Raw genomic sequence first — 12,076 nt, forward strand, 5'->3', positions numbered from 1 at the left:
CTGCCTGAAGTTCATCGCATTATTCTCCGTCTGTTCAACTCTCGTTGATACTTTCGTGCATTGATCAGATGCTGCGAGTAAGTTTTGGAGAACACGGAATAACCGGAAAAATCATCCCTGGCAACAAAATACAGGTAGTCATGATCTTCATGGTTCAGCACCGCATCAATGGTTACAGGATTAGCCAGGCAGATAGGCCCCGGTGGGAGGCCCGCGTATTTATAAGTGTTGTATCGGCTATCCACAAGTTTGTCCTTATTTAAAACCCGTTTTGCGTCAAAATTCTGAAGCGCCCATTTTAGCGTGGGATCCGCCTGCAGGGGCATTCCTATTCGCAAACGGTTGAGGTACACTCCGGCTATTTTTGGCATATCCTCTTTCCTGTTGGTTTCCTGCTGCACAATGGATGCAAGGATGTAAACCTCGCTTTGAGACAAGTCTGCTTCTTTTGCTTTCTGCATCCGCTCCGCTGTCCAGAACCTTTTGAACTCCACGGCCATTCGATCCAGAAATTCCTGCGCTGAAGTGTTCCAGAAAAACTGGTAGGTATTGGGCAGAAACATCACCATGATCTTTTCGGCATCAAATCCGTATTTAGCCTCCAGCAGCGTATCATTCTGCAAGAGCCGTATAATCTGCAGAGAATCGGTTTCCAAAGCCTGGCCCGCAATTTCAGCCAGATCTTCTTTTGTTCTGACGTTATATATCACCAGATCCACAGGCTCCTGGTTTCCTGAAAGCCGGAGATGGTTGATGAGTTCATTGTTTCCCATACCTTCCCTGAGCCGGAAACGCCCTGACTTAATGGCTGAGGGATATTTTTTCTGTTGCGCCACCCGGTCAAAAGTCTTGGCATTGAGGAGAAAATTATTGTGCTGAAGACTATCCAATACTTCCTGATAAGTAGCCCCTGTAGGAACATAAAGAAAGGGCGAGCCCTCTACCTGAACGTTAGGCTGGAAGGCATAATGATAAATAAACCAGGCACCTGTACCTCCCGCCAATAAGGCGAGCAGGAATATTAAAATGAAAATTCTCTTTAACAAAAAAACCGTTTTTTTTAGCGTATAACTTTATCTTCCAATATTTTGTAAAACATTCAAGAACACTGGACACATGAATACATTTACAATGATTTTATACAACAAATTGCCGCAGGATTCTGGTACTGATTTGCCAGGGAAAGAAATGCAAAAATAAAGCGTTTCCGGCCAGCGGGCCTGCGGCAACTCCGTGATGAATCAAAAAAGTATTTTTGCCAATAAAACTTCTTTTTTCCAAACAACCGTGTGTGGTTAAGGATTTGTAAGTTCAGTACTAAAGAAATTTCAATGAAAAATATATTGATGAATACCGTTTTAATATTGGCTGCCCTGCTTTTTTTTACAAGCTGTGGGGAATCCAATAAGCAAAGAGACACAAGCCGACCGGAGGTGGATTATCCCGTTAACAAAGTAACCACTGAAACCACTCCTGTACAGGCCAAAGCAGAAAACAAAGACCTTATCGTTTACCTCACCTCGGCTCAGTTCCGGGAGTTGATCTTCGACTATCGCAACAATACCCAATGGAAATACAACGGAACGGAGCCCGCCATTGTAGATTTTTACGCTGACTGGTGCAGGCCCTGCAAAATGATGGAACCCACCCTCAGAAAGGTAGCCGCAGAATATGAGGGCCGGGTGAAGGTGTATAAAGTAGATACTGAAGCAGAAAAGGAGGTAGCTGCCAAGCTTCAGATCATGAGCCTGCCTTCCATTCTTTTTATTCCCGGTAATGGCGATCAGCCTCAAATGGCACAGGGCGCACTTCCCAAGGCATCATTCGATCAGATGATCAATGAATTTCTGCTGGCCAAATAGAGCTGGCTTGCTGATTTTATTTTTCCAGGTCTAATCATTTTCCATGAATTTTCAGAAAAGCCAGGCGCTTTTTTCAAGGGCTGAAAAACATCTTGTAGGTGGCGTCAACAGCCCCGTTCGTGCATTCAGATCGGTAGGTGGAAATCCGCTGATCATCAGGCGCGGGTCCGGTGCGTGGATTGAAGATGCTGACGGAAATCGCTACATTGATCTTGTAGGCAGCTACGGTCCGCTTATCCTCGGCCATTCCCATCCCACCATTACCAGTGCGCTCAATGAAGCGCTGAATAACGGGACCAGCTTTGGTGCAACTACTGAAATTGAAATAAAACTCGCTGAACTTGTTAAAGAAGCCTTTCCGGGAATGGATAAGGTACGTTTCGTGAATTCGGGAACGGAAGCGGTGATGAGTGCCATTCGCCTGGCCCGCGGGTTTACCGGACGAAACAAGGTCATCAAGTTTGCCGGTTGCTACCACGGCCATTCTGATTTCCTTCTTGCGCAATCCGGGTCAGGCCTTATGACCTTCGGAATGCCGACCAGTGCAGGCGTGCCGGAAGGAACAGTGAAGGATACGTTAATAGCAAAATTCAATGATATAGAAAGCGTGGAAGCCATATTCCGGGAGCATGGAAAGGCTGTCGCGGCTGTTGTTACAGAACCCGTTGCAGGCAATATGGGAGTTGTTGTGCCGGAAAATGATTTTCTTAAAAAAGTACAGGAACTGTCGCACCGCTATGGGGCGCTGCTGGTGGTTGACGAAGTGATGAGCGGATTTCGTAAAAACTTTGGTGGAGCACAGGCAGAATTTGGTGTGGAGGCTGACATCACCTGTCTTGGGAAGATTATTGGCGGGGGCTTGCCGGTGGGGGCGTTTGGCGCGCGAGCCGAAATAATGGATAAACTTGCTCCCCTTGGTGGCGTATACCAGGCCGGGACATTGAGTGGTAACCCGCTTGCGATGACGGCCGGATACTATACGCTGAAATATCTGCAGGAGCATCCCCAAGGCTATCAACATCTGATGCAGATGACTGAGCGCCTGGAAACGGGCATCAAAAAAGCCGTGGCCGATGCAGGTGCACCTGTCACGGTAAACCGGTTCGGCTCAATGATAAATCCCTTTTTTACTTCGCATCACGTCAAGGATTTTGATTCGGCATCCACATCTGATACCGCAGCATTCGCCCGGTTCTTTTGGGGCCTCATCCAAAACGGGGTGTATATACCGCCCAGCCAGTTTGAAGCCTGGTTTGTACCTATGATAATCCAGGAAGATGAGTTGGATAAAATAATTGCCGCAGTCAGGATTGCACTGAACGATTAAATCGGGAAGGTTCCCGGAGATTCTCCTTCTGCAGAAGGTCATTGTCGCGAGATACCCAAATGTAAGTCTGGCTTTCAGCCGGACAATTCGCGTCAGCGGATAATGTAAATGGGTCAATTTTCCGGGCGGAAGCCCAGCGTTATAAAATCACCGTCAATTTCGATTAGAAAATAAATATGGCGCACCTGTGCGGCTCATATTGAGGATTTCCTGTAGGCGCGGAAATATATTTTATTATTTATGGGTTAAATTATAATTTAGGATGGAATGTAATGGATATTAATTATTTAAATTTATAAAATAAAATTCAAAAGCAATATTTAAAAAAATACTCAGAATAAAAATAGCACTAAATTTAAAGGGTTATTTAATAAAAGACAATTGAATAAGTGCTGTTTCAAAATATGAAGAAAGCAATTTCCCTAAATTTTAAGCATTCGCTGAAAGGAAAAATTATTGGACAAGTGTCCCTACCTGTTCGCCTTTCACCACGCGCAGGAGATTGCCCCGCTCATTCATGTCAAAAACAATAATGGGAATGTTGTTTTGCTTGCATAGCGTAAAAGCCGTCATATCCATCACGTTGAGGTTTTTCTCGTAAGCTTCGTCAAATGTGAGGTTCGTATACTTCTCTGCCGTTAAATCTTTGAGCGGATCAGCAGTGTATATGCCATCCACACGGGTTCCTTTGAGGATGACATCGGCTTCAATCTCCACAGCCCTGAGTGCGGCTGCCGTATCCGTGGTGAAATAAGGGTTACCGGTGCCCGCTGCAAAAATTACGATCCGGCCCTTTTCGAGGTGGCGAATGGCCCTGCGCCTGATGAAGGGCTCGCAGATCTGCTCCATCTTAATGGCTGATTGCAGGCGCGTTTTCATGCCATGCGATTCTAAGGCAGTTTGAAGCGCCATGCCATTGATGACGGTGGCCAGCATTCCCATATAATCTGCCTGTGCCCGGTCTTCCATCCCACCCTTTACGGCCTCCAGCCCACGGAAAATATTGCCACCGCCTATCACGATACCTACCTCGTATTTTTCGGCTACCAGCGTCCGCATCTCATCAGCATATTGCTCAAGAACTTCAGAATTTATTCCGAAATTATTTTTCCCCATCAGGGCTTCTCCGCTCAGTTTAAGCAGAACTCGTTTATAGGCCATTATTCTTTATTTTTTTACTGAAACAGAAGGAAAAGCCACGGCAAAAAAAAGAGTTGCCGGAATCACCCGGCAACTCTTTTAGCTTGCTTTATAGCAATGAGTCGGAGTGGCGAGACTCGAACTCGCGACCCCCAGCACCCCATGCTGGTACGCTACCAACTGCGCCACACCCCGATGAAAATTCAATAACGTAATATTTAAAAAGTGATGGTACAAAATTAACTGACCTGCCCCGGATTTGCCAATTTAAATCCAATGACACCTGAAAATGCCATCCTATGCATCGTTAGTAATTCACAGAACTTATTTGTTACTCATTAATATTCTGAGTGCTTCATCTTCCTTGCCTTCAGCAATTAAATTTTTTGCCAGGTTGTGAAGTTTTGATTCCAGCATTACCCCATCATGTCCGTATTTCTCATAGATCTCCTTCATACCTGTGGAGTGGCGAACCATCTCCACCTCTGCTTCGGAAGGCAAGTGGGTGGCTTTTGCCAGGCGCGCCAGTTCATTTGCTGTGAAATGGCGGCTTTCGCGTATCCAAGCAGGCAGGCCGTCCATTCCAAGATTGTTGGTTCCACGTGGTGGGGCTACTTCAAATATGCCTTCCGAAACGCGACAATAGTAGCCTTCGGCAAGACGGGCAACCTGATCCATTTTTACGGGATCAATGCGGCCATTTTCTTTTAGCACGCTTTCGTCAATATGCACGTATACCACTTCGCAGATCACGAGGTTGCCGGCTCCACCTTCCTTTCCAAGATGAATAATATCTTTTACCACGCACTCTAGTTGCGCTTTGGCTTCCTTCACCCGGAAAGGTTTCACTTTGATGCTGTCAATAGGTGTGAGGGCGCTGCGCTCAAATTCATTTACATCACGGTCATATTCAGTACTGGTGAGCACCATCTGGTTCAGAATGCTGTAGCTCACAATATTCACCACCACTTCGGGCACCTCCATTACATTCTCCAGGGTATGCTTCACGGTATTGTCCCGGCCCCTCCGTGCAGGTGAGAAAATGAGCGTTGGCGGATTGCTGCTGAAAATGTTGAAAAAACTAAACGGGGAAAGATTTGGATTTCCTGCCTTATCAATAGTGCTGGCGAATGCAATAGGCCGTGGCGCTACAGCTCCGAGCAACAACTGGTGGCGCTCTTTCAAATCCAAATCTTGCGGTTCAAATGACTTCATAAGGATTTCATATTTGCCTTCGCTTTAGGGACAGACGGACAGGCATTTGGCGGTGTCTGCGAGTTAAGTGTTCTTTTTCTGTTGAAATATAGAATAGGAAGTGTCTTCCATTTCCATGGTATTGCGCAGGAGTCCAAGTCCTTCCACTTCCAGTTCTACCTGGTCGCCATCGTTTAGCCACTGATCTTCATGTTCAGGATTTTTGAGGCGGGCGGTGCCGTTCAATTCCAGGAAGCAGCCTGTGCCCACCGTACCTGAACCGATGATGTCCCCAGGCATCAGGTCTACTCCGTAAGAAACACGCTCAATGATCTCGGCAAAAGTCCAGTCCATATCTTTCAGGTTGCCACGGCTCACTTCTTTACCGTTTACCCGCGCGACCATTTTCAGATCATAAGCATTTCCGGTGTGGCCGTTTTTAGCCGGGGTTTTATACTGTTCCAGTTCATCAGGGGTTACCAGCCAGGGCCCTATTATAGTAGAGAAATCTTTTCCTTTTGCAGGACCGAGGTTCAGCTTCATCTCCTCCATTTGCAGCCTGCGGGCACTTAGGTCGTTCATTATCATGTATCCAGCAATGTAATCGTCTGCTTCTTCTGCGCGGATGTTCCGGCCATCTTTTCCAATCACTATCGCCACCTCCAGTTCAAAATCCAGCTTCTCGAAGTGGTCCGGCATCAGTTCAATTTCGCCTGGTCCCATTACCGCATTGTGGTTGGTAAAGTAAAATACCGGGAATTGATCAAATTCGGGGATCATCTCTACTCCACGGTTTCTGCGGGCGGTAGCTACATGCTGCCGAAAGGCATAAGCATCGCGGCAACTGGTGGGATAAGGCACCGGTGCCATCACGTCAAGCGTATTAAAATCCAGTGCCTTTTCACTGTATTTTCCCTCCAGCAGCTTTTTGTTCAGCTTCCTGGCCCTCGGTATGGCATCTTCTTCCATGAGGAAATCCAGCATATTGTCCGGCATTCCCGGTTCTATTTCGTCCAACGGATATACGTTGCCATCGTGGTAAAATCCCAGCCGGTCGCAATCTCCGTCAAGGTAGGATACTAACTTCATTTTTTCGTCTTTAGGTGTGGGTGATCTTTTTGATAATTTGCCTCGGGGATATTTCCCGAAGCTATTTAAACATTGCCCCCTGGAAATGTTTAAATCTCGTGGCAAAGGTAGAAAGGCAGAAGGAACCTTTTATAGCCGTAAACACCAGGTAATAGATGCTTCTAGGTTCAATGTTCAATGTTCCGAGTTCAACGTTCGATGTTCCGAGTTCAACGTTCAATGTTCGATGTTCACTGGTCAGTGGTCGATGCTTCGTAGAACACAGAACCCGGAACCCGGAACGCAGAACCCGGAACGCAGAACTCGTTTCAGTATAATTTGGTAATTCTGCGGAATCATTTCATAAAAAATTGTATTGATGGAAGATTACAAAAAGGGAAGTTCGAACATGTTATTCGTGGTGCTTGGGGTGTTTATCCTGCTTCTGGGAATCGTGTTCGCGTTACAGAATTCTCAGGTTACGCCCATTAAATTCCTGTTGTGGGAATTTCAGGGTTCACTCGCCCTTGTACTGGCCATAGTGTTTGTGGGTGGAGTATTGTTAGGGTTGTTCAGCATTATCAATAATGTATGGCGCAGAGACCGGATGATTTCCCGTCAGAAGAAGGAGATGAAAAATCTGAATGTGCAGATACAAACACTAAAAGAAGAAAAGGCTGCACTTCAAAACCAGGAGATTGATGGAGGCGGTAAACGCGGCTCTTCTGGTGGGATCAAGGATTTTACTGAATAGAAAATGGGTGTCAGTTCTTAGAATTAAAACTATTATTTATGAATTGAAATGCAAGCCGAAAATGGAAAATTCAGCTCCAAAATTTTGAACATCTTAATGAATTCCCGGTTTACTCTATAACAAACTCATAAAAAATAATCTCATGGACGATCTAAGAATTAAAGGGAACTGGAACCAGACTAAAGGCAAACTCAAAGAAAAATGGGGCCAGCTAACGGATGACGATCTTACCTATTCCGAAGGACAAGAAGAACAACTTATTGGCAACATCCAGAAAAAGACTGGAAAAGCAAGAGATGAAATCAGAGCTGAAATTCAGCGGCTGGACAGAGAAGCCAGCAAGGCTTGATTGAGAGTCTAAGTTTATCTTGTTTGTAAGTAAAAACCGCTTTGGCAAATTGCCGGGCGGTTTTTTACATTTAGGCCTTGTTTACCCCCGGTCCAGGTGCCGGGTTCGAGGTTTGTATTGTATCTATTTTAGAAAAAACTATTTTTTAGGTAAGCCATTTTCGGGTGTTTATATGTGGCGGTTAAATTTTATCTGAGAATAAACTATTTTTTTAATAGTTATCAATATCTTTGGACGATAATTGAGCATTTAAATGATAGCCTTACAAAATATAGCCGTTTGCCAACCCTTCATGCCTCCGATGGAAAGTTATACGGAGAAGCTACACGGCATTTGGCAGCGAAACCGCATTACCAATAATGGCCCGCTGGTGAAGGAACTGGAGGAGGAACTACGTCAATATCTGAACGTGCCGTACCTGCACTTTGTGGCAAATGGTACGATAGCTTTACAAATAGCTATAAGGAGTCTGGAACTGAAAGGAGATGTTATTACTACACCATTTTCTTACGTAGCCTCTACTACTTCTATTATCTGGGAGAATTGCCAGCCTCTTTTCGTGGATATAGATCCTTTGACGATGTGCATTGACCCGAAGAAAATTGAGGATGCCATCACGCCCGAAACTACGGCTATTGTTGCCACCCACGTATATGGCTATAGTTGCGATGTAGAGGCAATCAGAAGCATAGCGGATCGCCACGGCCTGAAGGTGATTTATGATGCGGCCCATGCTTTTGGCTCCTCGTTCCAGGGGAGCTCACTGCTTAGCCATGGCGATGTAACTGCTGTAAGCTTTCATGCCACCAAGATTTTTCATACGGTGGAGGGCGGAGCGGTAATTACCCATAATGAGAAGCTGGCGGAGAAAATGTTCCTGATGAAAACGTTTGGTCACCGGGAGGAAGAATTCATTTGCGCAGGCATTAACGGAAAAAATTCGGAATTCCATGCGGCAATGGGCCTGTGTGTGCTCCCCTATGTAGAATCGTTGATTAAAGCGCGCAAGGAATTATGGGAGAGCTATTGCATCAACCTGGCGAATGCTGGCCTGGTGCTGCCCTATTTGCAATCCGGCCTGGATTACAACTATGCTTACTTTCCCGTCATTTTTCAATCGGATAAAGAGCTGCTTTACGTAAAAGAGCGGCTCCAGTCTGAAAACATTATTACCAGGAGATACTTCTACCCATCGCTGAACAAATTGCCATATTTAAAAGGAGCCGATTGTCCGGTGGCAGAAACGGTAGCCGAGCGGGTACTATGCCTGCCGCTTTATTCCGATCTGCAGATGGAGCAGGTAGCGTATATTTCATCTATTATTACTGAAGCTCTTAATCCATGAGGATTGCCATCATGCAACCTTACCTCTTTGCGTATCCAGGCTATTTTGAGCTGCTGGCTTCTGTGGATAAATTTATCCTTTATGATGATGTTAACTATATAAAAAATGGCTGGATAAACAGGAACCGGATCGCCATTAATGATCAACCCGTATATTTTACGGTGCCTCTTCAAAAACAAAGTTCATTCAGAACCATTGCTGAAACTTCTATTCATAAAAAGTTATACAGCCATTGGAAGCTTAAATTTCTGCTCACACTAAAGATGCAATATAGCCAGGCGCCTTATTATTCGGAAGTATATGATTTAGTACAGAAAGTTATTGATCCGCCACCGGTCTCTATAGCTGCCCTGGCTGGGAAAAGTGTGGTGGCGGTGGCAGATTACCTGGGACTGGAAATTCCGGTTTCCCATAGCAGCGACAACCGGTACGGAAACCATGATTTAAAAGCAGAGAAGCGCGTACTGGATATTTGCAGGCAAGAAGGTGCAGATGAATATGTGAACAATGCTGGCGGCATCAAATTATATTCTCCCGCTATTTTTCAGGAGGCCGGAATTACGTTGCATTTTCTTCATCCCCGGTTGCTGACCTACGCGCAGCAGAAGGAACCATTTATTCCAAACCTCTCCATCCTGGATGCAATGATGCACCTTTCTCCTGAGCAGATCCAGGATTGGCTGCGGAAATACCGGCTGCAAACACCCATCGAAAAACCAGTATTAAGATGACAAAAGAAAAAGCAAAGAAAATTGTGATTTTCGGAGCAAGCCAGTTGGCAAGCCTTGCTCATTTTTATTTTAAACATGATTCCCCGCATTCTGTGGTGGCTTTTACTGTGGACGCAGAATATTGCAGGAATGAAGAATATGAAAAGCTGCCCCTCGTGCCATTTGAAAAAGTACAGGAAATTTACCCTCCCTCAGAATATGCAATGTTTCTTCCCATCAGCTTCAAGCGGATGAGCCTGTTGCGCAGAGAAAAATATGAGGCGGCTAAGGCCAAAGGATATGAGATCGTGAGTTATGTGAGTTCGAAAGCTACCACGTGGCCTGGCCTCGACATTGGAGAAAACTGTTTCATTTTCGAGGATAATACCATTCAGCCGTTCGTCAGGATCGGTGACAACTGTATTTTATGGAGTGGTAATCATATCGGCCACCATACTACCATTGGCAGCCATGTTTTTATCACTTCGCACGTAGTGATCTCCGGCTGTTGCCAGATTGGCGAGCATTCATTTTTTGGCGTTAATTCTACCGTACGTGATGAAACCGATATTGCGCCTTTTTCACTCATCGGAATGGGAGCCATCATTACCAGGGACACGGCTCCACAACAAATTGTATTAGGTGCAAAATCCAGCGCCATTGACAAGAAAAGCATTGAGTTGGACAGCATTTCGCATAAAACCGGGGGCTGATATGTGGGAGAAAAAAGGGCTGATCTTTAATACAAATAAAAACCACGAATGGATGGTAAGCCATGCCTGCGTACCCACCGCATGGCAGAAGGATGCAGAAACCATCAGAATATTTTTTGCTCCGCGAAATGCCAAAGGACAAAGCATTCCCACTTTCCTGGATGTTGCCGCGGCCGATCCTTCCAAAGTCATTCACCTGCATGATGCCCCGATTATGAATCCGGGCGAAACGGGAACTTTTGATGACAGCGGCATTATGCCCTGTTCAATTACAGAACATGAAGGGCGGCTCTACCTGTACTATGTAGGCTGGAATCCTGCGGTTACGGTGCCCTACCGTAATTCCATAGGGCTGGCAGTGAGTGATAACGGGGGTGTAACATTTCAGCGGCTATTCAAAGGACCGGTGGTAGACCGTAACCTGCACGAACCGTTTTTTACCGCTTCCCCCTGCGTATTGAAAGAGGGAGATCTATGGCGAATGTGGTATGCCTCTTCCACGGGATTCGTAATGGCCAATGGAAAACCGGAACCACTGTATGTTATTAAATACGCAACTTCTTCGGATGGCATCCATTGGCAGCGGCCCAATATTACCTGCATTCTTCCAAAATCAGAGTATGAAGCCAATGCCCGGCCTACAGTAATTATCGAAGGCGGGATCTACAAGATGTGGTTCACCTACCGTGGCAGTTTTGATTATCGCGATGGCAAGGATAGCTACCGCATCGGCTATGCAGAATCTACAGATGGTATTGACTGGAAGCGAATGGATGAGCGAGCCGGGATCAACCTCTCTCCGGACGGCTGGGACAGCAAAATGCAAACTTATCCTGACGTGCTGCGGGTGGGAGAGGAGCTCTATTTATTTTACAATGGAAATGGATTCGGCCGCACCGGAATTGGTTATGCGCGCTGGGTTCATGATTAAAATTATTATTAAATGAAATTACTCAAATACGATCTTGAGAAATTTAATTTTCCTGCCCTTATCGCGTCTTTCCTGAATGTGGAAAGTCTTGCAGATATGAAGGCGGAGAAAAATGAAGCCATAAAAAATGAAAATTCTCTGTATAAAAATATGGAGCAATCCAAATGGTATAAACTTCTTTATAGCAAATTAAATTCTGGTGAAGGCGAGGCTTTTTATGAGATGTATGAAAAATTTATTCAAGAAGTTATAAGACCGCAATACCCGGAGGCCATATTTTACCAGGCACGGCCCACCCACCGGATCCATTTCTCAAATGGCAGTGGCATCAGCCGCTTTCATCGCGACAGCGATTATGGCCATAACCTGGCTGAGGTGAACTACTCCGTTCCACAAACCCCGGCTTTTGATACCAATGCCATCTGGATTGAAAGCGAGGAGGGAAAAGCGGATTTTCAACCCATGAATATGCAACCTGGCCAATACGCTGAATTCAAAGGATGCAGCCTGATGCATGGTGCCAGGAAAAATGAAACCGGGGCTACCCGCGTCTCCTTCGATTTCCGGGTCATGCCCGTTTCCGCTGCCCCTGACGTATACACAGACCAATCAAAATGGAGCGAGCAGGACAAGCAGAATCCATTGTTCCTCAATGCACATCAATTTGTCATTTGTAATTAGAA

At 45.6% G+C, this 12,076-nt stretch carries 13 protein-coding genes and 1 tRNA gene; 9 read left to right on the plus strand and 5 right to left on the minus strand.

The features are described 5' to 3' along the window. Positions 1–11: 11 nt before the first annotated feature. Positions 12–1,046, minus strand: a complete 1,035-nt coding sequence (gene mltG / locus WD077_06775; GenBank protein ID MEX0966924.1) for an endolytic transglycosylase MltG — start codon at positions 1,044–1,046, stop codon at positions 12–14. Between the two features lie 285 nt (positions 1,047–1,331). Here mltG and WD077_06780 point away from each other — a divergent pair, with 285 nt between their 5' ends. Together WD077_06780 and hemL are read left to right on the plus strand one after the other, a co-directional pair. Continuing rightward, positions 1,332–1,862, plus strand: coding sequence for a thioredoxin domain-containing protein (locus WD077_06780; protein ID MEX0966925.1), 531 nt, complete (start codon positions 1,332–1,334; stop codon positions 1,860–1,862). 43 nt (positions 1,863–1,905) lie between these two features. Continuing rightward, positions 1,906–3,189 (plus strand): glutamate-1-semialdehyde 2,1-aminomutase, encoded by a 1,284-nt coding sequence (gene hemL, locus WD077_06785; GenBank protein MEX0966926.1) that lies wholly within the window; start codon positions 1,906–1,908, stop codon positions 3,187–3,189. Between the two features lie 453 nt (positions 3,190–3,642). Here hemL and pyrH read toward each other — a convergent pair whose 3' ends face one another. From pyrH to WD077_06805, 4 genes are all read right to left on the minus strand, one after another. Continuing rightward, positions 3,643–4,350 carry a UMP kinase gene (pyrH, locus tag WD077_06790; GenBank protein ID MEX0966927.1) on the minus strand — a complete coding sequence of 236 codons (708 nt, stop codon included), beginning with the start codon at positions 4,348–4,350 and terminating at the stop codon, positions 3,643–3,645. A 101-nt stretch (positions 4,351–4,451) separates the two neighbouring features. Next, positions 4,452–4,524: transfer RNA gene (locus WD077_06795), tRNA-Pro, on the minus strand. 129 nt (positions 4,525–4,653) lie between these two features. Continuing rightward, entirely contained in the window at positions 4,654–5,544 is an 891-nt protein-coding gene (locus WD077_06800; protein MEX0966928.1) for a flavin reductase family protein, read from the minus strand. A 63-nt stretch (positions 5,545–5,607) separates the two neighbouring features. Further along, the gene (locus WD077_06805; GenBank protein ID MEX0966929.1) at positions 5,608–6,612 is read right to left on the minus strand and encodes a fumarylacetoacetate hydrolase family protein; all 1,005 of its coding nucleotides are present in this window, start codon (positions 6,610–6,612) and stop codon (positions 5,608–5,610) included. 358 nt (positions 6,613–6,970) lie between these two features. On the opposite strand from WD077_06805, the gene WD077_06810 reads away from it, so the two are divergent. The 7 genes from WD077_06810 (at position 6,971) to WD077_06840 (ending at position 12,074) form a co-directional block, all read left to right on the plus strand. Then, positions 6,971–7,345 carry a LapA family protein gene (locus WD077_06810; GenBank protein ID MEX0966930.1) on the plus strand — a complete coding sequence of 125 codons (375 nt, stop codon included), beginning with the start codon at positions 6,971–6,973 and terminating at the stop codon, positions 7,343–7,345. A 142-nt stretch (positions 7,346–7,487) separates the two neighbouring features. Continuing rightward, positions 7,488–7,694: a CsbD family protein gene (locus tag WD077_06815; protein MEX0966931.1), complete on the plus strand. Its 207-nt coding sequence runs from the start codon at positions 7,488–7,490 to the stop codon at positions 7,692–7,694. A 253-nt stretch (positions 7,695–7,947) separates the two neighbouring features. Beyond that, positions 7,948–9,039, plus strand: coding sequence for a DegT/DnrJ/EryC1/StrS family aminotransferase (locus WD077_06820; protein MEX0966932.1), 1,092 nt, complete (start codon positions 7,948–7,950; stop codon positions 9,037–9,039). After that, complete coding sequence (locus WD077_06825) at positions 9,036–9,770, plus strand: WbqC family protein (protein MEX0966933.1); 735 nt, start codon at positions 9,036–9,038, stop codon at positions 9,768–9,770. The genes WD077_06820 and WD077_06825 overlap by 4 nt, the downstream gene beginning before the upstream one ends. Next, positions 9,767–10,462: an acetyltransferase gene (locus WD077_06830; GenBank protein MEX0966934.1), complete on the plus strand. Its 696-nt coding sequence runs from the start codon at positions 9,767–9,769 to the stop codon at positions 10,460–10,462. Before WD077_06825 ends, WD077_06830 begins: the two co-directional genes overlap by 4 nt. A 1-nt stretch (position 10,463) precedes the next feature. Continuing rightward, positions 10,464–11,393, plus strand: coding sequence for a hypothetical protein (locus tag WD077_06835; protein MEX0966935.1), 930 nt, complete (start codon positions 10,464–10,466; stop codon positions 11,391–11,393). A 12-nt stretch (positions 11,394–11,405) separates the two neighbouring features. Next, on the plus strand, positions 11,406–12,074 hold the full coding sequence (locus tag WD077_06840) for a hypothetical protein (protein MEX0966936.1): 669 nt from the start codon (positions 11,406–11,408) through the stop codon (positions 12,072–12,074). Positions 12,075–12,076 lie beyond the last annotated feature (2 nt).

The sequence above is a fragment of the Bacteroidia bacterium genome (genome assembly GCA_040880525.1).
Taxonomy (GTDB): Bacteria; Bacteroidota; Bacteroidia; order CAILMK01; family JBBDIG01; genus JBBDIG01.

Bases quoted from the DNA above. Each gene is read 5' to 3' on its own strand.
- WD077_06840 (MEX0966936.1), top strand. From the start codon at position 11,406: ATGAAATTACTCAAATACGATCTTGAGAAATTTAATTTTCCTGCCCTT.
- WD077_06815 (MEX0966931.1), top strand. From the start codon at position 7,488: ATGGACGATCTAAGAATTAAAGGGAACTGGAACCAGACTAAAGGCAAA.
- hemL (MEX0966926.1), top strand. From the start codon at position 1,906: ATGAATTTTCAGAAAAGCCAGGCGCTTTTTTCAAGGGCTGAAAAACAT.
- pyrH (MEX0966927.1), bottom strand. From the start codon at position 4,350: ATGGCCTATAAACGAGTTCTGCTTAAACTGAGCGGAGAAGCCCTGATG.
- WD077_06830 (MEX0966934.1), top strand. From the start codon at position 9,767: ATGACAAAAGAAAAAGCAAAGAAAATTGTGATTTTCGGAGCAAGCCAG.
- WD077_06825 (MEX0966933.1), top strand. From the start codon at position 9,036: ATGAGGATTGCCATCATGCAACCTTACCTCTTTGCGTATCCAGGCTAT.
- WD077_06800 (MEX0966928.1), bottom strand. From the start codon at position 5,544: ATGAAGTCATTTGAACCGCAAGATTTGGATTTGAAAGAGCGCCACCAG.
- WD077_06820 (MEX0966932.1), top strand. From the start codon at position 7,948: ATGATAGCCTTACAAAATATAGCCGTTTGCCAACCCTTCATGCCTCCG.
- WD077_06810 (MEX0966930.1), top strand. From the start codon at position 6,971: ATGGAAGATTACAAAAAGGGAAGTTCGAACATGTTATTCGTGGTGCTT.
- WD077_06805 (MEX0966929.1), bottom strand. From the start codon at position 6,612: ATGAAGTTAGTATCCTACCTTGACGGAGATTGCGACCGGCTGGGATTT.
- WD077_06780 (MEX0966925.1), top strand. From the start codon at position 1,332: ATGAAAAATATATTGATGAATACCGTTTTAATATTGGCTGCCCTGCTT.
- WD077_06835 (MEX0966935.1), top strand. From the start codon at position 10,464: ATGTGGGAGAAAAAAGGGCTGATCTTTAATACAAATAAAAACCACGAA.